Here is a 21895-nt window from a genome sequence, read left to right as displayed (position 1 = left end):
CAATATTATTACTCCTGGCTAAAAACCTTAGAGTAAACCGTTTTGATGTTTACGTTGGGTAACATTCCTAATTTTCCAGAAAGAGCTCCGATAACATCATTAGGTGCATCAACAACTATAGTTATTATATTAATTTTTCGCTCTGCATAAGGGATTCCCATTCTGCCTATAACGTAATCATTATATTCATGCAGAATAGTATTTAATTTTTCTACCGAATCCTTATTTTCAATAACAATTCCAATAATAGCGATTCTTGTATCCATATTAAATTCCTTTCACATATATAAATCGCTAATGTGGCTTCATTAGTGATTTATGCATATCCACCATTAAAAAATTCAATGTTTTTTATGACAGATTACATATTTTAAACTTCTACTCTTCAGCATTATATAGATCATAGCTTCTATCTATAAATATTTTAAGACTTCACTCTGTATCAAATTAATATTTATAGATAGAAATACGTTTTATATTATCTAAAAAGCAAAAAGTCCTTGTACCAAAAAGGAACAAGGACAGAAAATAAATCGCAGTTAATCAAATAAATTAATTCCCTGAGTTTATAACAACTATTCTCTCGCCTTCTAATTTGGGACGAACCCTCATCCATTCAGTACGATACTTTAAACATATTTTTTTTGTGGCAAACCTTGAGAATAAAACTATTAAAGATAATCCCTTTATAAAAGCTTAAGTTATAAAGCAACTAATCCCAAAGAGCTTAAGCTCAGAAAGTACACCAACTATGTCTATTATATCACAAGGTTTTCCAAAGTAAAAGGAACTGACTTCCAAGAAGTTTTATTTTAGTTTCCGTTCTATAAGAAATGCCCCATGAAGAATGAACACCGTAACATATAAATGAAAAAGCCTTTCTTTTTAGTAAGAAAGTCTGTTTTAGCCCTAGCTCAACTAATCTTGATCACAATTTTTAAGGTAACTACATAATGAAACATAAGTTTATCATGAAATATAATATTTTCTATAGAAGTTTGCAACAGTAACAATAATTACTCATATTGAATTATATATGGCTATTTATGGAATATAAGATCGGAATTACTCCGAAATAATCAATATAACACACAATTGCTATTTTGTAGTTACATATATGTTGTTTTTACCATTTAAGTATGCTATTATGAAACTCGTACAGTTATTAATTATAGAAAGGATGATCATTATGAAACCAAAAAAATTATTATCATTTGTCACTGCAACAGCAATACTAAGTACTTTGATAAGCGCTGGTACTGTACATGCTGCTACCAAGGAGGATGTAATAAAACATCTAACTGATTCTACCAAAATTGAAGGCCTTGCCAAAAATGCTTTTAGAATAGTTAATCAATATAAGAGCGATAAATGGACAAATATAAAGGTTGTTAGCCAAAAGAATCTATATGATTTTGATGGAAAATTAGTTGCTTATAGCATTGATGTACAGAATGGAGAAACTGGAGCAAAGGGTTATATTATATTAAGTAGCAATAAAGAAAATGAGCCTATACTGGAATCAGCTATAGGAACTTATTCTCCATACACCGAACTAACTTCAAAACTTAAGGATAAGACTGACATAACTTATATATACAGTGGTATTTTAAGTTATAGTATTAAATATACTGATAAAAATGCATCTAATAGAAATTTTGCAAAAGCAGCTTCAAATTACAAGTACTTTGACCTAAGAGATAATAAGGAAATTGATAATAACACTGTAAAATCAATGACTGAAGAAGCTAAAACAAAAGAGCACAAGGCAAAGAATGTCACTTCTGCTAAAAAGACTTGGGACATGCTTTCTGGTGAAAATGTAAAAGAAGAAAATATAGCTCCAGACTACAATCCACTAAGCAGTTCAAAAATAAAAAATAACTCTTCATATTTATATCATAAAGTTATTTCAGGAGTTCCAGACTATAATTGGTATAGAGGTTGTGCACCTACTGCAGCAGCAAATGTACTAGCTTACTATCATCATTCAGGAGTACCTACTGGTAATGCATTGATTGATGAATTGGCAGCTGCAATGCACACAGATAGTAACGGCGGTACCAGTATCTCAAATGAAAGACCAGGAATTAAACAAGTAGCTGCTAATCATGGCTGGAGGCTTGCTATATTTACAGATCCAAGAGGAAAAGGCGAAGATGAATCACCATACGGAGATTTCCGTGATGAGATAGATGAATCTGATCCTGTATTTTGTAGTCTTCAAAATTCTAGATATGGTGATGGACATGCTGTTACCGGTGTAGGATATGAATATCAAGGTACAGACTACGAATATGTAATTGTTCATGATACTTGGAGCACTACACCAGTGGATGTTGCTATAAATTATAATAGTTCAGATATAGGTGATCCATCTTGGATGAGAATCCATTCTAAAAACTAAAATAATTTTTAAATAAGTATTCACAAGCACTTAGCAAGTTCTATAATATAATTACTTGTCTAAGTGCTTTTAATTTTAAGAGTATGTCAAATACGCCCTTGTTATAGTACTTTATATCTATTAAAGTAAGAGTTATCAGCTTCATTAAATTTTCTCTTTAGAACTAACAATATAAATATTTTAAGATAGCCTGTCAGAGTACAAAGTAGAAAATGGAAAAATCAGTGAGCTTTTTTATAAAACACTTAAAATTGCTTCATTAAAACTATCAGCTAAATCTTCAAATTCTTCTAAGCCAACGGATATTCTAATTAGAGTATCACTTACACCTAAAGATTGTCTTTCTTCCTTTGGAATCGCTGCATGGGACATCTTAGCTGGGTATGAAACTATAGTTTCAACACCTCCAAGAGATACAGCAAATGCTGCATTTTCAATATTATTTAAAAAGTACTTTGTTTGCTCTATAGTCTTAAACTTAAAAGAAAGTACTGCACCTGACCCAGAAGCTTGTGAAAAATGTATTTCTCGTCCTAGGTGACTTTCTAATCCTGGATAATAAACTCTTTCAATTTCCTCCCTCTCTTCTAGCCAGTGAGCAAGTTTAATAGCTGTCCTTTGATGAGCATCCATTCTTACTTTTAGAGTTTTTAAACCTCTTAAAAGCAGCCAACAATCTTGTGGTCCTAGAATAGCTCCAAAAGAATTTTGTATCATGTAAATTCTATCTGAAAGCTCCTTACTTTTGGCTACCGCTAAGCCTCCCACTACATCACTGTGCCCGCCTATAAATTTAGTGGCACTATGAACTACGATGTCTGCACCTAGTTCCAAAGGTCTTTGAAGGTAAGGAGACATGAAGGTATTGTCTACAATAACTATTAAGTTACTTTCTTTAGCTATTTCTATAGCCCCTTTCAAATCTGTTATCTTAAGCAATGGATTTGAAGGTGTTTCTAAAAATATTCCTTTTGTATTAGGTTTAACTGCTTTTTTTATATTTTCAAGCTTTGAAGCATCTACAAAGGTAAACTCTATATTAAATCTACTAAAAACCTTTGATGCTATTCTATAAGTTCCTCCATAAACATCTTCACAGATAATAATATGGTCTCCAGCAGAAAATATTGATAATACTGAGGAAGTTGCTGCCATACCCGAAGAGAAAGCAAAACCTCTATATCCATTTTCAAGCTGAGCTATAGTATCTTCTAAAGCTTCTCTTGTAGGATTGCCACTTCTTGAATAGTCGTATTTACTAAAGTTATCTATATCTTTCTGATGAAAAGTGGAAGCTTGGTATATAGGTATACTCAAAGCTCCTGTTATTTCATCAATTTCATTTCCATTATGAATTAATTTTGTTCCAAATTTCATAATTATTACCCCAAAGCTTTCTTTAAATCTTGTATTAAGTCTTCTATGTTTTCTATCCCTACAGATAATCTCAGTAATTTATCTGTAACACCAAGTCTATCTTTAATTTCCTGCGGAACCTCTGAATGAGTCTGTGTTTGAGGATAAGTTATTAGAGTCTCAACTCCTCCAAGACTCTCAGCAAAAGTTATAACCTTAACATTCTTTAATATTTCTGCTACATCAGCTTTATCTTTCACTTTAAAAGAAATCATTGCTCCAAAGCCTGAAGACTGCTTTTTACTTATAACATATCCTTTACTTTCAGGAAGTCCTACATAAAAGACCTCTTCAACTTTAGGATGAACTCTTAGAAACTCTGCTATCTTTATTGCATTATCCTGACTTTTATCCATTCTGATATGAAGTGTTTTAATGCCCCTCAGTATAAGCCACGAATCAAAAGGAGATAGAACTGCTCCAGTAGCTTTCTTATAATATATAATTTTCTCTTTTATAGCATCACTATTTGTTACCACAAAACCTGCCAAGGTATCATTATGACCACCGAGGAACTTTGTACCACTATGAACCACAATGTCAGCACCTAAATTCAATGGTTTTTGAAAGTATGGTGTTAAAAAAGTATTATCTACAATTACTATAAGGTTATTTAGCTTTGCTATTTCTGCAGCTGCCTTTATATCAGTGACCTTCATCATAGGATTGGAAGGTGTTTCTATAAATATTGCTTTAGTATTTTCATTGATATTTCTTACTATTTCATCTAAATCTGTGGTATCAATAAAACTGTGTTTAATTCCATAAACGCTGTAAATTTCTCTGAACAATCTAAAGGTTCCTCCATAAAGATCATCAGAAATCAATATGTGATCTCCAGGTTTAAATAATCTTAGTACTGCATCAATAGCAGCAAGACCTGTTGAAAAGCCTATCCCATATTTTGCTTCTTCTAGTTTAGCTACAGTATTTTCAACTTCTTCGCTGGTTGGGTTTAACAACCTTGAATAATCATATCCAGTACTTTCATTTAAACCTCCATGTCTAAAGGTCGAAGATTGATAAATCGGAAAGCTAATAGCTCCTGTCAATGGATCATACCCCTTGTCTCCATGTACAGCAGTAGTCTCAAACCTTAAACAACTTCCTTCACTCATCTTAAAAAGCCCCCTAAATAATTTTTTGAACAAATATAAAGAAATTCTGGCAGTAAGTATTTTTACCGTATCTTTTTATAAACTGGTTTAAAAATTTGAAATTGCTAGATTCAGTTAATAAATATTTATACTTTTTAACACAATAAAAAAACATGTCCGAGGATAACCCCTGACATGTTATATACAAATACAGAAATTCATCCTCATCTACCAGTTTTATCAACTGCAGGAATTAGCACCAATACATAAGTTAAATGAAGCTTATGCTGGTTGCTGGGTATCATAGGGCCAGTCCCTCCACCTCTCGTGATAAGAATTTAATATGCGAACATAAAACATATTAAAATTATTAAATTACTATGTATTATATATTAATTTACATATGTTGTCAACGCATTTCCTTGACATCTTAGATATTATTATAATTGTATATAAACAAAATCATGACCAGATGTAAGTAAAAAGTCCAAAAGTCAAACTTATAGTATATTGACTCTTTAGAATTAACATAAAACTCAGATAATAAGTTTTAGGCTTGGAATAGAGTCTTTTTTTATTACTCTAAATCTTAAATTTAGCTATTAATACTCTTAAATCTTCTGCTATCATAGCTAAGCTCTCACCTGAGTTTGCAATCTCCTGAACTGTAGCAGCCTGTTCTTCCATAGATGCCGATACCTGCTCTGTTCCAGCAGCATTCTCCTCAGAAATTGATGATAAATTTTGTGTTAGCTCAATAATTTTGTTCTTATTATCAGACATTAATTCTGCAGAATTATTAAGTTTATTAATTATACTCTTTATGAAATTTATAGCTTCGGCTATTCCTTCAAATTTTTCTTGTGTTTCACCAACGCTGCCGGCCTGTTCCTCAACAATATGCTTAGTTTCCTCCATAATTTTTACTGCACCTTGTGATTTTGTTTTTAACTCATTTATTACGTTTTTAATATCATTTGTAAAGCTATTTGATTGTTCTGCCAGCTTTCTTACCTCGTCAGCTACCACTGCAAAACCTTTACCAGCTTCACCTGCTCTTGCGGCTTCTATAGCTGCATTTAAAGCTAACAAATTGGTTTGGTCTGCAATGTTTTGAATCATAGTACTAGCACTTTCAATCTTCTCTGCACTTTCGTTATTACTCATTATTATATTGTATATATTACTTGAGGCATCGTTATTTTTTTCAGTTTTCTTAATAAGGTCCTTTATAATTAAGAAGCCTTCTTCTTTTTGCTTTTCAATCTGTGCGGCCGCAACATTAAGCTCTTTAATATAAGTTAAGTCTTGCTCTAACAACGCTCCTAACTCCTCAACACTATTAGCAGCAGTCTCTGTATCTACAGCTTGCTCACTGGCTCCTTTCGCTATTTCTTCAATAGTCTTTGCAACTTCTTCTGATGAAGTGGCTGCTTCTTGAGAGGTTGCTGTCAACTCCTCTGATGACGCAGCTACCTGTTCAGTTGCATCAGCAGTCTTGCGAATAAACTCTGCCACATTAGCTCTCATATTACTTAGAGCCCTTATCATATCTCCCGTTTCATCTTTTCTATTTAAGTAATTTTTATCGTTTAAATTGTGATCTTCTAAGAACTCCAAATTAGAAAAGTCTTTTATTTTCTTAGTCACCGCTATAATAGGTTTTGTTATACTTCCAGATATATAAGTAAGTAAACCCGCTGCCACTAAAAGTATTATTATGGAAGATATTATTACAATATTAATTATTCCTTTTGCACCTGACTGCAATTCTTTCTCAGTCATAAATGAAGCTAATATCCAATCAGTACCTTCAACCTTATATGGACTAACTATATATTTTTCACCATCAATAGTAACTTCAAAGGACTTCAATTCTTTATTTAACAGTTTGTTTAACCCTTGAATACCTAGTTCATCAATTTTTTTAAAATTATTTTTAGGATTTTTTCCATCTGCCATCACAATTCCTGTATTATGTACAATTATTGCATAACCGGTTTCACCAATCTTCATTTTACTTAACATATCACTAATAGCAGATTGCTCTACATCAATTCCTATTGCACCTAAAACTTTACCATTCTTATCTGTAAATGTACGAGCGTTACTCGTAAGTAATTGATTTTTGAAAGCGTATGGAGCAGTCCTTATGATACTTCCACTTTTGCTTATAGCTGCTTCGTACCAAGGTCTCTTTACTGGGTTATAACCTATTGTTATAGTATCTTTTGGCCACTGTATATAGCTTCCTTCTGCAGTTCCTATGTATACATAACTTGTACCTTTATGACTACTTGCATATTGTTCTAATAGTTCGTAAATTGTCTTTTCAATTCCACCTTTAGCAACAGGATCCATCTGAGTAACTTCTGTGGTATTTTTATAAGTTGATATACTACTATCAACCATTTTTAATAAAGGATTTGATGCTAACATATCAATATTTTTATCCAATTGATCATAAAAAATGTTAATTGCTTGTGTAACCGTAGACATTTGTTCTTTGGAATTACTATAGTAATCTTCATAGGCTTTTTTGTTCACTTGATATATTACAATACTACTAATACTTATTAATGTTATTAAAATAGTTATTATTGTAGAAGCTAGAATTTTTCCCTTTATTCCACCAAATCTTTTATTCATAATAACCTCTCTTTTTATTATATATAAGTTCTATTTAATAAAATTCATTACCATTTAATTTCCGTTTATACTATTTGCTAAGAATACACAAAATAAATATATATTTATTTTGTGAGGTGATTCAAATGAATAATGTGATGAAGAATACAGTTGAATATAATAATAAAGCAATATTGGAATTACAAGCGGCAATGAAAAAAACTAAAAATATAAGAATGTATAAACGATACTCTGTAGTTTTAAAGCATTTTCAAGGCTTTCAGAATAAAGTAATTGCAGAAATGGAAGGGTTAGAAGAGCATGCTGTTGGTAGCTATATTAAAAAGTATAAAGTCAATGGGTTAGAAGGTCTTGCTATGAAGAAACCATCTGGTGCCCCTAGAAAATTAAGCCCTGAGCAAGAACAAGAACTTATTTATGTAATAACAAATAACACGCCTGACGAAGTAGGCTTTGAAGCAATAAAAAACTGGACAATTAAGTTAATATGTCAATGGGTTATGCTTAACTTTAAAATTATTATAAAACATAGCAGCATGGCAGTTATACTTCATAGGCTAAATTTGAGTTATACAAGACCAACATACGTACTGAAAAAGGCTGATAAGGAAAAACAAGAAGTTTTTAAAAGGGATTTTGAAACTCTAAAAAAAACACCTTGATGGCTTAGTTGATACTATATTATTTCAAGATGAATCAATGATAAGAGATTATCAGGCTATTCAAAAGACATGGTTTGTAAAAGGTCAACAACGAAAGATACCTACTTATGGAAAGAATGCAGGCGTAAAATTAATAGGAATATTAGATTATGAAACCGGTCATGTCTATTGTGAAGAACATGATAAATATGATGCTGTAGTATTTCTTGAGTTTTTAAAGAAGGTGCTTTCGCAATACCCGAAGGGTAAAATAGTGATTGTTCTTGACAATGCTAGGATTCATCATGCTAAGTTGATACAACCGTTTTTGGAAGAAATGAAGGATAGACTTGAATTAATGTTTTTACCACCATATAGTCCAGAACTAAATCTAATTGAGGGGTTATGGGGATGGTTAAAATCATCTGTAGTGAATAATGTGTTCTTTAAGAGTGTGAATCGTGTTAAGGATTCAATACAAAATTTCATTAGAACAATAAATAAGGTTCCTACAGCAACAATAGACAGGCTATGCGTTAGAATGTAGAAACCTTATTAGAACTTATATACATAAGATTTATAAAAAGTGAATGGCTAAATAAAGAGTAAAACTGTATGTCCGAACGTAGTGAGTTTACATTTTCAGCCATGGAATATGACAAAATCATATTATAATGAAGCTACAAACTTATCAAAAGCACTTAGTCCCACTTCATCTCTTTTAAATACTCCACAATGTTCAAGAACCTTTGCAAACTTAATTCCAACTTCTTTTCTAATTATGCTCTCTACATTACCTAAAGATATATCGTCATAAATACTTATCATATCTTCAGCCCAGCTTTTATGCTTATATAATTCAGATTCCTTACTAATAGATTCTAATTTACATTCACCTATTAGATAAGCTTCTAAACTTTTGAGCTCATCCTTAAGCCTAGCTGGCAATACAGCAAGCCCCATAACTTCAATAAGACCTATATTCTCCTTCTTTATATGATGAAGTTCTCTATGAGGATGGAATATTCCGTCTGGATGCTCCCTCAGAAGTTCGGTTATTTCTAAGAACTAAGTCTACTTCAAATAATCCATTCTTCTTTCTAACAATAGGAGTTATGGTATTATGAGGAGTCTCACCTGTAAATGAAATTATATCTACAGACTCATCAGAATATTGTCTCCAGCTATTCAATATATGATCAGATAATTCAACTAATCTTTCAATACTATTTCCTTTAAGTCTAATCACACTCATCGGCCACTTAACTCTTGCTACAGACATATCTTCGAAGCCTTTAACAACATAGGTTTTTTCAGTATCTGCAGTTGCCATAGCAAATTCATAATTCCCTCCTTGGAAGTGATCGTGAGTTAAAATGGATCCTCCAACAATAGGTAAATCAGCATTAGACCCCAAGAAATAATGTGGAAACTTATCAACAAATTGAAGAAGTCTTACAAAGCTTTCTTTTCCAATCTTCATTGGTTCATGACTTCCTTTGAATACTATACAGTGCTCATTGTAATAAACATAAAGGTGAATACTGTAGATACCAATCCTCTGAGTTTAGATTCAAGGGAATAATTCTATGATTTTGTCTAGCTGGATGATTTATCCTTCCAGCATAACCTTCATTTTCTCTACAAAGTAAGCATTTAGGATAAGAACTAGATGGCATATTTTTTAGCCAGTGCTATAGCTTTAGGATCCTTTTCAGGCTTAGATAGATTTATAGTTATATCTATGTCTCCATATTCAGTGTTAACCTTCCACTTCAAATCCTTTTGAACTCTATCCCATCTTATATAATTAGAATGTCTACTTAAATTATAGAAATAATCAGTTGCCTTCTTATTATCTTGTTCATATAAAGAATTAAACTTTTCTATTATCTCTGAAGGTCTACCTATAAGGCATCCCATAATTTTAGTATCAAATAAATCTTTTGCTACCACTCCACCATCCTTAAGAACTCCATTATCTGAAGCAAAGGAAAGTATATTTTCTAAGATTGATTCTAAAGATTTTTCTTTGTGATTTTCCGTATATTCGTCTATCTCTGTTAACTCTAATACTTCTAACAATCTATTTTTTAGTATAAATTCTATCTAAAAGGACTTATAAGTTCCTTCTCTATAGCATAGTCTAATAAACTCTCTATCTCTTTTGAAATATTTATAACCATCTTTCTTATCCCCCTATACTTATAACAGCATTTTACTCCTCAAATCCATTTACATGTGTTTCATGGAAGTTCCAAACTGATGCTATTATTTCTTCTACATTATTATATTTAGGTTCCCAACCTAAAACCTTCTTTGCCTTATCACTTGATGCAATTAATACTGCTGGATCTCCAGCTCTTCTTGGACAAACCTCTGCTGGTATAGAATGTCCAGTAACTTTTTCTAGCTCGCCTCTACCATCTCTTTAACAGTAAATCCACTTCCACTTCCTAAATTGAATACATCACTTTGCCATCCATCCCTAAGCTTGTTGAATGCTAAAAGATGTGCATCAATAAGATCTTTTACATGTATATAATCTCTTATACATGTACCATCCTTAGTATCATAATCATCTCCAAAAAGACTTATCTTTTCTCTCTTATTTAATGGTACCTGTAAAATAAGAGGAATAAGGTGAGTTTCAGGAGTATGATCCTCTCCTATTAAACCATTTGGATGAGCCCCTGCTACATTGAAATATCTAAGTGCTATATATCTTAAACCATGTGCTTTGTCAGCCCATTTCATCATTTTTTCCATAGCAAGCTTTGTTTCACCGTATGTGTTTGTTGGTTCTGTCTTATCAGTTTCAGTTATAGGAACTGTTTCAGGCTCTCCATAAACAGCAGCAGTAGATGAAAATACTATTTTCTTAACATCATTATCAACCATTGCTTGAAGTAATACTTCAGTACCATGAACATTATTATTATAGTACTTTAAAGGTAATTGCATACTTTCCCCAACAAGAGAATTCGCAGCAAAATGTATTACCCCTTCAACATTATTTTCCTTGAACACCTTGTCCATAAAATTATAGTCTCTTATGTCACCCTCATAAAACTTTGCTTCTGGGTGCAAAGCCTCCTTATGTCCAGTTTGAAGGTTGTCTACTACTATAACGTCCTCGCCTCTTGCAATAAGCTCGTATACACAGTGAGAACCGATATACCCAGCTCCTCCGCAAACTAAAATACTCATCAAAATCATCTCCTACATATTAATAGTTAGTTTTTTACTTCTCCTATTATAGTTTATCAGTTATTGTTATAGCTTTCTAGCACCATCACAATTTGAGCCACATAGAAATCGGCTTCATATCCAATATTTTCTTTATATTGTGATCCTACATTTTTATAAAATCTTGAACAAACTCATTCTTTACTATACTTACTGTGCATCCTCCAAAGCCTGCTCCAGTCATTCTTGATCCAATAACTCCCTTTTGATCCCATGCAAGTTCAACTAAAGTATCAAGTTCTATTCCTGTAACTTCATAATCATCACGCAAAGACACATGAGATTCATTCATTAATTTACCAAACAAGTCTATATCCTTATTACTTAGAGCTTCTACCGCCCTTAGAGTTCTTTGATTTTCATAAACCGCATGTTTAGCTCTTTTTACATTTATATAATCTTTAATGAGCCCTTTATTAGCCTCAAAAGTTGCTTCATCGATCTCACCCAGCGCTCTTATATCAAGCCCTACCTGCAAGTCCTTTAGAGCTTCCTCACATTGGCTTCTTCTTTCGTTATACTTTGAGTCAGCTAAGCCTCTTCTCTTATTTGTATTAGCTATTACTATTGATGCGCCTTCAATATCTACCTTCGCGTATTCATACTTTAATGTATTTGTATCTAATAAAATAGCGCAACCCTCTTTACCCATTCCTATGGCAAATTGATCCATTATTCCACAATTGACACCTATAAATATATTTTCTGCTTGCTTACTTAGCTTCACCATCTCAATCATATCTACATCAAAGGAAAATAGGTCCTTTAGTATTACAGCAGTAGCTAATTCTATTGATGCTGATGAAGATAATCCTGCACCATTAGGAATATTTCCATAAAAAAGTACATCCATACCACTAGTTATTTTCTTACCACTTTCATTAAAAGCCCATATTACTCCTTTAGGATAATTTGCCCAATCATGACCCTTCTCATATTTTATTTCATTAACATCGAATTCTATTATGCCTAATTGATCAAAATTCTTGGAGTATAGCCTTACCTTTTTTATCATCTCTTTTTGTGGCAATTGCATAAGTACCAAAGGTTAGAGCACAAGGGAATACATTGCCACCATTATAGTCTGTATGCTCTCCAATCAGATTAACTCTTCCAGGTGCAAAGTAAGCTCCCTGACCTTCAGCACCAAATACTCTTTCGAAATCAATCTTTAAATCATTAACCATATCTTATTCCTCCCATATTAGCCTGTAAAATATATATTTTTTCTTCCTTATGAACAAGTAAACATTATCATTAATTAAATTCTATAACACTATTAGTAAAATTACAATATTTTTTTACTTAATTTTTACTAGTTTTTTTTACTAAAGGTTAAAGTGCCTAATCTTATTACTCAAAAGCTCTATAAAATTTCAATACCTTCTTAGCTTTATATTTCGTTAACTTTGAGATAATGCAACCTTAAATAAAAAAGTGATACTATAATAAATCTTGTTTATTATAGTATCACTTTAAAATCTACAAATTATAAAACCTTATTTAAAAAGTCCTTTGTTCTTGGGTTTTGAGGATTGGAAAATATATCATTTGGATCACCCTGCTCCACGATATAACCTCCGTCCATAAATATAACTCTATCCGCTACTTCCCTTGCAAATCCCATTTCATGAGTAACTACTACCATAGTCATTCCTTCATTTGCAAGCTCCTTCATAACCTGTAGAACTTCCCCTACCATCTCTGGGTCTAGCGCTGAGGTAGGTTCATCAAATAACAATATCTCTGGATTCATAGCTAGAGCCCTTGCTATAGCTACTCTTTGCTTCTGCCCACCAGATAATCTATCTGGATATTCATTAGCCTTACTCCCAAGTCCTACTTTTTCTAAAAGCTCAACAGCTTTTTTCTTAGCATCTTCCTTGTTCATTTTTTTTAATTCTACCGGTGCTAAAGTTATATTATCAATTACACTAAGATGTGGAAATAAGTTGAATGATTGAAATACCATTCCTATTTTTTCTCTTATCCTATTTATATTTACCTTTGGGTCACTTATAGACTCACCATCTATGACCACACTTCCACCGTCTATATCTTCAAGTCTGTTTAAACATCTTAAAATGTACTTTTCCCTGAACCCGATGGACCTATAAGACAAAGAACTTCACCTTGTTCTACATTAAGATCAATTCCCTTAAGAACTTCTAATTTTCCAAAGTGCTTTTTAGACCATCAACCTTTATCATATGTTCATGCTCCTTTCTATTCTTTTAGAGATGATTGAAAGCAATGTTATGATAATCAGATACATCACAGCTACAGCTCCCCATATCTGAAATGATTTGTAAGTTGAAGCGATGACAATTTCTCCACTTTGAGTTAACTCTTGTATTCCTATAACAGATAATATAGAGGTATCCTTAAGAGATATTATAAATTGGTTAATAATAGCTGGAGTCATTCTTCTAATAGCCTGAGGTAAAATTACTTTTCTCATGGCTTTTGAGTACGGAAGTCCAAGGCTTCTTAAAACTTCCATTTGACCTTTATCTAGTGATTGTATTCCCGCTCTAAAGATTTCAGCCATGGCAAGCTCCTGCATTTAAACTTAGCGCTAAAGAGCCTGCAAACATAGCACTTATTTTTATATCTAATGCACCTGGTAGTCCAAAGTATATAAAAATGCTTGAACTATTAGAGGAGTACCTCTGATTAAATCAACATATACCACTGCTATTGATTTTAACACCTTATTCTTAGAGATATTAAACAGTCCAAATACTAATCCAAGTATAGAAGCAAAAACAACGAGATAACAGTAAGTTTTATAGTTACAGCAAGTCCACTCAATAAACTTGGCAAACTATCTTTAATTATAGAAAAGTTATCCATAGAAAATCTCCTATTTATTCTTTATATATTTTGCTAGTATCTTGTCATATTCGCCATTCTCTTTTATCTTCTTCAAACCAGCATTAAACTTATCTAGCAGTTCCTTATTCTTTCCCTTATTAACAGCAAATCCGTAAGTATCTTTAGTAAGTCTGTCACCAACTACCTTTAATGAAGGTGTTGAATCAGTAGCAATCTTATATGCTATAACTGGATAATCTTCGAAATTAACATCAGCGTTTCCATTTATAACCTCTTGAAACATTGATGGAGAATCATCAAAATATCTTATATTTGCATTATATTTGTCTTTTACTTGTTCTGCATATTTTGAACCTGCAGTACCTTTTTTCACTGCAAATATTTTTCCTTTTAAATCATCAACTGACTTTATTGAATTATTATCAGCTTTTACTACTATAGAAATACCTGCATTAAAATAACCATCTGAAAAGTCTAAAGTTTTCTTTCTCTCATCAGTTATACTCATTCCAGCAATAGCTCCATCTATTTGGTTTGAAGTTATTCCAGGAATTATACCTTTAAAATTCATTGGCTTTAATTCATATTGAAAGTTTTCACTTTTAGCTACAGCATCAAGTATCTCAACATCAATACCTACATACTTACCGTCCTTTTCATATTCAAATGGTGCAAATGTTGCATCTGTAGCTATGACATATTTTTTGCTACTTCCTTCATTTCCCTTTGAACATCCAACAAATGTAGCGCTTAAAATAGTAACTGCAGTAAGCAGTGCTAATGTTTTCTTTAACATAATTTATTCCTCCTTGGTATTTTAAAAGACGCTCCTCAAAGGGTATAACATACCCCTCAAAGAACGCCATTGTTCATCTAGCTAATTTACTTTTTTCAACTTTACATAATAATATTATATGTACAAATTGCAAGTTGGTCAAGCAAATTATTCATTTTCAATAATAGTAATATTTTCTTAACTACTATAACGAATATCTTCATATTATATCGTTTTCAGTTGAATAAAAATAGTATTTATAAATAACATTTTTTAAAATTTTACACATTTATTCGAATGTTTTCATTACTTTAGCTATATATTAAACTATAGTAACATTATACATTTTCAATAGTAACAATGCATTTGGAATTATTTTCAAAATGTATTATAATAATATTATTACTTTTGTTAATATATAAGTTCTATTTAATAAAATTCATTACCATTTAATTTCCGTTTATACTATTTGCTAAGAATACACAAAATAAATATATATTTATTTTGTGAGGTGATTCAAATGAATAATGTGATGAAGAATACAGTTGAATATAATAATAAAGCAATATTGGAATTACAAGCGGCAATGAAAAAAACTAAAAATATAAGAATGTATAAACGATACTCTGTAGTTTTAAAGCATTTTCAAGGCTTTCAGAATAAAGTAATTGCAGAAATGGAAGGGTTAGAAGAGCATGCTGTTGGTAGCTATATTAAAAAGTATAAAGTCAATGGGTTAGAAGGTCTTGCTATGAAGAAACCATCTGGTGCCCCTAGAAAATTAAGCCCTGAGCAAGAACAAGAACTTATTTATGTAATAACAAATAACACGCCTGACGAAGTAGGCTTTGAAGCAATAAAAACTGGACAATTAAGTTAATATGTCAATGGGTTATGCTTAACTTTAAAATTATTATAAAACATAGCGACATGGCAGTTATACTTCATAGGCTAAATTTGAGTTATACAAGACCAACATACGTACTGAAAAAGGCTGATAAGGAAAAACAAGAAGTTTTTAAAAGGGATTTTGAAACTCTAAAAAAAACACCTTGATGGCTTAGTTGATACTATATTATTTCAAGATGAATCAATGATAAGAGATTATCAGGCTATTCAAAAGACATGGTTTGTAAAAGGTCAACAACGAAAGATACCTACTTATGGAAAGAATGCAGGCGTAAAATTAATAGGAATATTAGATTATGAAACCGGTCATGTCTATTGTGAAGAACATGATAAATATGATGCTGTAGTATTTCTTGAGTTTTTAAAGAAGGTGCTTTCGCAATACCCGAAGGGTAAAATAGTGATTGTTCTTGACAATGCTAGGATTCATCATGCTAAGTTGATACAACCGTTTTTGGAAGAAATGAAGGATAGACTTGAATTAATGTTTTTACCACCATATAGTCCAGAACTAAATCTAATTGAGGGGTTATGGGGATGGTTAAAATCATCTGTAGTGAATAATGTGTTCTTTAAGAGTGTGAATCGTGTTAAGGATTCAATACAAAATTTCATTAGAACAATAAATAAGGTTCCTACAGCAACAATAGACAGGCTATGCGTTAGAATGTAGAAACCTTATTAGAACTTATATATATTTTTAATATAATTTTTTCTTCTGAATCGAATATCCTCTGTCTTTCACTAACTTCTTTATCCATAATAGCATCTCCTCTGTATTCTTAAATTTAATTCATGATATTTAAATTCTGTATATTCTTAATATTCGAAATTTATGGCCGCTACTTTATCTAGGATAGAAGGTTTTTCATAGATGCCTTGCATGTAATATTTGCCATGTAAGAAAACAATTGTTTATACGTTTAAGAAAAGTGAACATATGCCCCCAATGGCATTTAGAAAACTTTATCACAAAAAATAAGATGTTTAAGCCAAGGCTCAACATCTTATTTTTTAATCAATATACTTTTACTTGCTTTATTGAAAACTAAATAAGTTTAAACAGCTAAAGCTAGTTCATAAAGTATAATTATATAACTTCTATATATCCTTCCGTACCATTAACTCTAATCCTTTGGCCGTCTTTTATTAATTTGGTAGCATTTTCTACACCAACAACTGCTGGTAGACCATATTCACGTGCAATAACTGCACCATGAGTCATAAGTCCACCTACTTCAGTAACTAGCCCTTTTATGGATACAAAAAGTGGAGTCCAACTAGGATCAGTAAAGGTAGTTACTAATATATCATCCTCTTCAAGCTCAGCATCTTCCATGTTTAATATGACACGTGCTCTTCCTTCCACAACTCCAGAAGAAACAGCTAAACCTGCAATGGCACCAGCAGGGAGATTTTCCCGTTTATATTTACCTGTAATAATTTCACCTTCAGAAGTAATAACACGTGGAGGAGTTAATTTTTCGAATAGTTTGTGCTCCTCTTTCCTTTCCCTTAGCATGTCATAATCTAGTTTACTTTTAGCTATAACTTCACGGAGCTCTTCAAAAGTGAGGTAATATATATCTTCTTTTTCAGTAATAACTTTTGTTTGTACCAATCGCTCAGCTTCTTTCATTAAAGCCTGCTTATAAACAAAGTAACGGCTAATCATACCGTATTTCGGGTATTCACGATACCCAATGAAATTTCGGATTAGATCAATATTTCGCTTTGTCTCTTTTACCTTTTCTTCACCATCTGGCAACTTAGCCAATCGATGTAATAGTGCTTTTTCTTTTTCAAGAGCTTCCTTTTGACCTTGTTCGAATTTTAGCTTACTAGCCTTTGGCTCAAAATTCTTGATGTTGCCAAGAATCATTGGTACAAGTGTAAGCGGCTTCTCGCTCCAACGGGTTTTAGTAATATCAATTTCACCGCTACATCTCATTCCGTATTTCTCAAGATAAGACAGTATCGCAGCTTTAACTTCTAGCCCACCATTTAATTTAGATAGATTCTCCAAAAAGTTATCATCTTTTGTATGTTCTAAATAATCAATTACCTCTGGATAAGGACGAAGCACATCAGCCAGATCTAATAGTGCTAGACCCATTTCCGAAGTGATATTGTTTGGAACAGATTGAGAAAGTATATCCGCAGCATTATTTTCACAAAGCCATTCATTCATTTTTTCATTGATCCAATGGGAAGCATTTATAGCTGACATAAATACAGCTGAACTTTGTGGGTCAAATAATATTCTCTTTAACTCCTGGATATCTTCTAGTATAAAATCAATTAAATTTGTTCCTGATTTTCCTTGAATATTTTGTTTTAGGTTATCTATAGAGGTTTGACTTTTCTTAATTAACTCTGAAACGATCGTGGGGTTGTTTTCTATTGGTGCTTGAGTACCAGCAGCCGATACGCCTTTATTCCCCTTAGGATTACTGTGTTGTTCCTTATTTTCAGGTGAATTCTTTATGAAGTCTCCTCTATCTAATATGGTCACAAGTGCATCTTTCATAAGCGGGTCATGTTGTCCCATGTTAGTTAATAACATTTTTCTGCTGTCAGGGGAAGCTAGCATTTTAGCTACATCAACAAAGAGCCTTCCACCAGCTTTAAACCTTTGACCATATGACACTAACTCCATTAATGACATTCCCAGTGGTTTTAAAGGATCTGTCATCATTTGTTGATGACCTACAGATATGTAGACATGATTCTCTTGATCATTGGCAATAGGAGTAGGGTATAAAGTTGTGATTGGTCTGCTTTGGACAATATAAAATATATCATCAGCTAAACACCATTCTATATCCTGGGGAAAACCGAAATAATCTTCTAGCTTTCTACCTATTATCTCAAGTTGCAAAATCTGTTTGTCACTTAGAGCTTGAGAGTTCTGTAGTTCAGCTGTAATCTCCTGCTGTTTCGTACCACCATCATTTAATGCATGAATAGCCAGTTTTTTTGAGGATATCTTTTTATCAACAACCTTGCCGTTAAGTACTTTATAGTTGTCAGCATTTACAATACCTGAGACTAGTGACTCACCAAGGCCAAAGCTGGCATCAATGGACAACACCTTTCTGTTACAAGTCACTGGATCAGCAGTAAACAAAATTCCAGACACCTGTGGGAACACCATCTTCTGAACTACCACAGAAAGATAAACTTTGCGGTGGTCAAAGCAGTTTTGAAGACGATAAACTATTGCTCTTTCTGTAAACAGTGATGCCCAGCATTTACTTATATGCTTTAGGATTGAATCCCTTCCCATAATATTTAAATAAGTATCTTGCTGTCCAGCAAAGGAAGCTGTAGGTAAGTCTTCTGCAGTTGCACTAGATCGTATTGCATAAGAATATTTCTCACCAAATTTTACTAGATACTCTTCTATCTTTTCTAATATATCTTTAGAAATAACTATATCTTTTATGACTTTACGAATATCCTTACTAATCTCTCGAATTTTCTCCCTATCTTCTACAGAAACCAGTGATAACTTATCTAATAAATCTCTAAGCTCCTGATTATCTGCAATTACATTTTTATAAGCTTCTGTGGTAACACAAAAACCTTCTGGAACTAAGATTCCATTAACCTTGGTTAGTTCACCTAGGTTGGCACCTTTTCCCCCTGCTATAGAAAGCATTGTTTTGTCAATCTCCTGAAAGCTAAGCACATATGAATTCATACATTTTCTCCTTCCTTTTTATAGGTGTGGATAAAACATTTCTCTATGACGTAATATCTGCTCCTATAATACCCGCAAAAAGAGCAAATTATAAGGCTGTTTTTAAGAAATCGTATATGTTATAATTAAAGTGGGAGAGTAATTAATTTGGTCAATACATGCTCTATGAAAAAGATAAGCTTTTTATTCTATTTTTGTGACGGCTTTAACATCCATGAGGTTTTCCGAAAGAACAAAGAAATTCAGATAGTTAAAAATTATCCTATCTGAATTCATATAATTATAAGGAATATAGGTTTACTTTATGATGCTAGTAATATCTTCTATAATCTGCCCCTCAGTAAGTCTATTCTTCTTCATAAGCTCCTCTGCAACATAACGATCTAGTAATTCCTTTTTTATACCATAGTTTACTACTTTTACCTCAGAAGGGCCATAGTATCTTGCTATCTTTTCTCCAAAACCACCATCTAAAATACCATCTTCAAGTGTGATTACAAGTTTATGCTCTTTCTTTAAGTTCTCAAGTAATTCTTCATCTATACCTGTTATATACTTTGGATTAATCAAAGTAGCTTCTATGTTGTTTTCTGCTGAAAGTTTTGAGACAACTGACTGACCAAGTTGATAGAAATCCCCAAGTGCAATTATTGCAACGTCTTTACCTTCTTTGCTAACTTGGTATTTATTTAGTATAGAATAATCTGTTGTGTCTTCAATACTACTTTCTATTACACCCATTGCCGGAACACGAATTGCTACCGGATGTTCATTTTGGTTTATTCCCCAATTAACCATAGCAAAGTATTCCTCTTTACAGGTTGGAGCAAGATATACCATGTTAGGAATATTGCTCATAAATCCAATATCAAATATTCCTAGATGCGTAACATCATTCATTCCGTAAACTGACGCAGCATTTACTAGTATTAAGGCAGGGTTATTGTTTATGCACAAATCCTGCGAAAGTTGATCATAGGTTCTTTGAAGAAAGGTGCTATACACTCCATAAACTGGCTTTCCTCCGTTGGCTGCAATTCCTGAAGCTAAAGCAACTGCATGCTCTTCTGCAATGCCAACATCTACAAACTGTTTACCAGCTTCCTTTCTTCTACCTGGTCCAAAACCAAGTACAGTTGGAGTTCCAGAGGTAATAGCAACAACAGTTGGATCTTGCTTCATTAGATCTAACAGGTATTCGCCTGTCAAATTCGAATAATTCTCTGCATTGCCCATAGAAACCTTTGAAGCTCCTGTTTCTAATTCAAAAGGCATTCCATAATGCCACTGTTCTTTATTCTTTTCAGCAATCTCAAAGCCTTTGCCCTTTATTGTATGAATATGAATTACCACTGGATGCTCTATATCCTTAACTTTATTGAAGGTGCTTATCAATTGTCCTAAATCATGTCCATCACTAACATAATAGTAATCTAGTCCCATAGCCTTAAAGAAGTTGCACTCACTTTTACCTTCTGTATCTCTAAGTTCTTTAAGATTCTTATATAAACCACCATGGTTTTCTGCAATAGACATATCATTATCATTTACAATAATAATCATGTTTGTTCCAGCCTCAGCAGCATTGTTAAGACCTTCATAGGCTTCTCCACCACTTAGTGATCCATCTCCTATAATAGCAATAACATTATCCTTTTCATTTTTTAGATCTCTTCCCTTTGCAAGACCACAGGCAAGACTTATTGATGTGGAAGTATGCCCAATATTGAAAAAGTCATGCTCACTTTCTTCTGGATTGGTATAGCCTGACACTTCATCGTATTTTTCAGAGTTGATAAACGCGTCTTTTCTTCCGGTAAGCATCTTATGAATATAACTTTGATGTGATACATCATATACAATTTTATCCTTTGGGGAGTTAAATACATAATGCAATGCAACTGTAAGCTCTACCATTCCAAGATTTGGTCCTATATGCCCCCCGTGCTCACTTAATTTCTTAAGTAACACTTGACGAAGCTCTGTGCTTAATTCATTCATCTCTACTATTGATAATTTTTTTAAGTCCTCTGGTGAGTTAATTTTATCTAAATGCATTTTTCATCCTCCTGTAATTCAACGAATTTATTTATTTTTTCAGCTTATCTTTCAAATCATAACTAAATATTTCTTAGTTTACAAAATTTCGAAACATAAACTAGCTACTTTATATAGGCAAGCTTTCTTGATTATGCTTTATAAATACTT

The 21895-nt window shown here is 32.5% G+C and carries 9 protein-coding genes, 6 pseudogenes and 1 riboswitch; of the genes and pseudogenes, 3 read left to right on the top strand and 12 right to left on the bottom strand.

Features of this window, described 5'->3' with window-relative positions:
* Positions 1-8: 8 nt before the first annotated feature.
* Positions 9-266, bottom strand: coding sequence for a TM1266 family iron-only hydrogenase system putative regulator (locus C1I91_RS15290; RefSeq protein WP_128213629.1), 258 nt, complete (start codon positions 264-266; stop codon positions 9-11).
* A 923-nt stretch (positions 267-1189) separates the two neighbouring features.
* Here C1I91_RS15290 and C1I91_RS15285 point away from each other — a divergent pair.
* Positions 1190-2407: a C39 family peptidase gene (locus C1I91_RS15285; RefSeq protein ID WP_164880551.1), complete on the top strand. Its 1218-nt coding sequence runs from the start codon at positions 1190-1192 to the stop codon at positions 2405-2407.
* Positions 2408-2641: 234 nt separating this feature from the next.
* On the opposite strand, the gene C1I91_RS15280 is transcribed toward C1I91_RS15285, so the two are convergent.
* The 3 genes from C1I91_RS15280 to C1I91_RS15270 form a co-directional block, all read right to left on the bottom strand.
* Complete coding sequence (locus C1I91_RS15280; RefSeq protein ID WP_128213627.1) at positions 2642-3784, bottom strand: trans-sulfuration enzyme family protein; 1143 nt, start codon at positions 3782-3784, stop codon at positions 2642-2644.
* A gap of 5 nt (positions 3785-3789) precedes the next feature.
* Positions 3790-4941: a trans-sulfuration enzyme family protein gene (locus tag C1I91_RS15275; protein ID WP_128213626.1), complete on the bottom strand. Its 1152-nt coding sequence runs from the start codon at positions 4939-4941 to the stop codon at positions 3790-3792.
* A gap of 200 nt (positions 4942-5141) precedes the next feature.
* Positions 5142-5257: riboswitch (SAM riboswitch) on the bottom strand.
* A 245-nt stretch (positions 5258-5502) separates the two neighbouring features.
* The gene (locus tag C1I91_RS15270) at positions 5503-7569 is read right to left on the bottom strand and encodes a methyl-accepting chemotaxis protein (protein WP_128213625.1); all 2067 of its coding nucleotides are present in this window, start codon (positions 7567-7569) and stop codon (positions 5503-5505) included.
* A gap of 137 nt (positions 7570-7706) precedes the next feature.
* On the opposite strand from C1I91_RS15270, the gene C1I91_RS15265 reads away from it, so the two are divergent.
* Positions 7707-8757 (top strand): IS630 family transposase gene (locus C1I91_RS15265; RefSeq protein ID WP_128216009.1). Its coding sequence is split into 2 segments (ribosomal slippage): positions 7707-8225 and positions 8227-8757, totalling 1050 coding nucleotides; the frame shifts between segments, so codons are not numbered across the junction.
* Between the two features lie 122 nt (positions 8758-8879).
* On the opposite strand, the pseudogene galT reads toward C1I91_RS15265, so the two are convergent.
* The 6 genes and pseudogenes from galT to C1I91_RS15235 all read right to left on the bottom strand — a co-directional run bounded on the left by galT (position 8880) and on the right by C1I91_RS15235 (position 15093).
* Positions 8880-10396: pseudogene (galT, locus tag C1I91_RS15260) on the bottom strand (UDP-glucose--hexose-1-phosphate uridylyltransferase).
* Between the two features lie 32 nt (positions 10397-10428).
* Positions 10429-11420: pseudogene (galE, locus tag C1I91_RS15255) on the bottom strand (UDP-glucose 4-epimerase GalE).
* Between the two features lie 66 nt (positions 11421-11486).
* Positions 11487-12646: pseudogene (locus C1I91_RS15250) on the bottom strand (galactokinase).
* A gap of 302 nt (positions 12647-12948) precedes the next feature.
* A pseudogene (locus C1I91_RS15245) lies at positions 12949-13613 on the bottom strand (amino acid ABC transporter ATP-binding protein).
* Between the two features lie 52 nt (positions 13614-13665).
* A pseudogene (locus tag C1I91_RS15240) lies at positions 13666-14315 on the bottom strand (amino acid ABC transporter permease).
* 10 nt (positions 14316-14325) lie between these two features.
* Positions 14326-15093 (bottom strand): transporter substrate-binding domain-containing protein, encoded by a 768-nt coding sequence (locus tag C1I91_RS15235; protein ID WP_128213624.1) that lies wholly within the window; start codon positions 15091-15093, stop codon positions 14326-14328.
* Positions 15094-15604: 511 nt separating this feature from the next.
* On the opposite strand from C1I91_RS15235, the pseudogene C1I91_RS15230 reads away from it, so the two are divergent.
* Positions 15605-16654 (top strand): annotated as a pseudogene (locus tag C1I91_RS15230) (IS630 family transposase).
* A gap of 417 nt (positions 16655-17071) precedes the next feature.
* On the opposite strand, the gene ppsA reads toward C1I91_RS15230, so the two are convergent.
* Both ppsA and C1I91_RS15220 read right to left on the bottom strand, forming a co-directional pair.
* Positions 17072-19687, bottom strand: a complete 2616-nt coding sequence (gene ppsA / locus C1I91_RS15225) for a phosphoenolpyruvate synthase (RefSeq protein ID WP_128213623.1) — start codon at positions 19685-19687, stop codon at positions 17072-17074.
* A gap of 297 nt (positions 19688-19984) precedes the next feature.
* Positions 19985-21745 carry a 1-deoxy-D-xylulose-5-phosphate synthase gene (locus C1I91_RS15220; protein WP_128213622.1) on the bottom strand — a complete coding sequence of 587 codons (1761 nt, stop codon included), beginning with the start codon at positions 21743-21745 and terminating at the stop codon, positions 19985-19987.
* Between the last annotated feature and the right edge of the window lie 150 nt (positions 21746-21895).

Origin of the sequence: Clostridium manihotivorum (genome assembly GCF_004015185.1) — a bacterium.
Lineage (GTDB): Bacteria > Bacillota > Clostridia > Clostridiales > Clostridiaceae > Clostridium_AR > Clostridium_AR manihotivorum.
The sequence above is the reverse complement of the archived record's forward strand: the minus strand, read 5'-3'. Positions and strand labels throughout refer to the sequence as shown.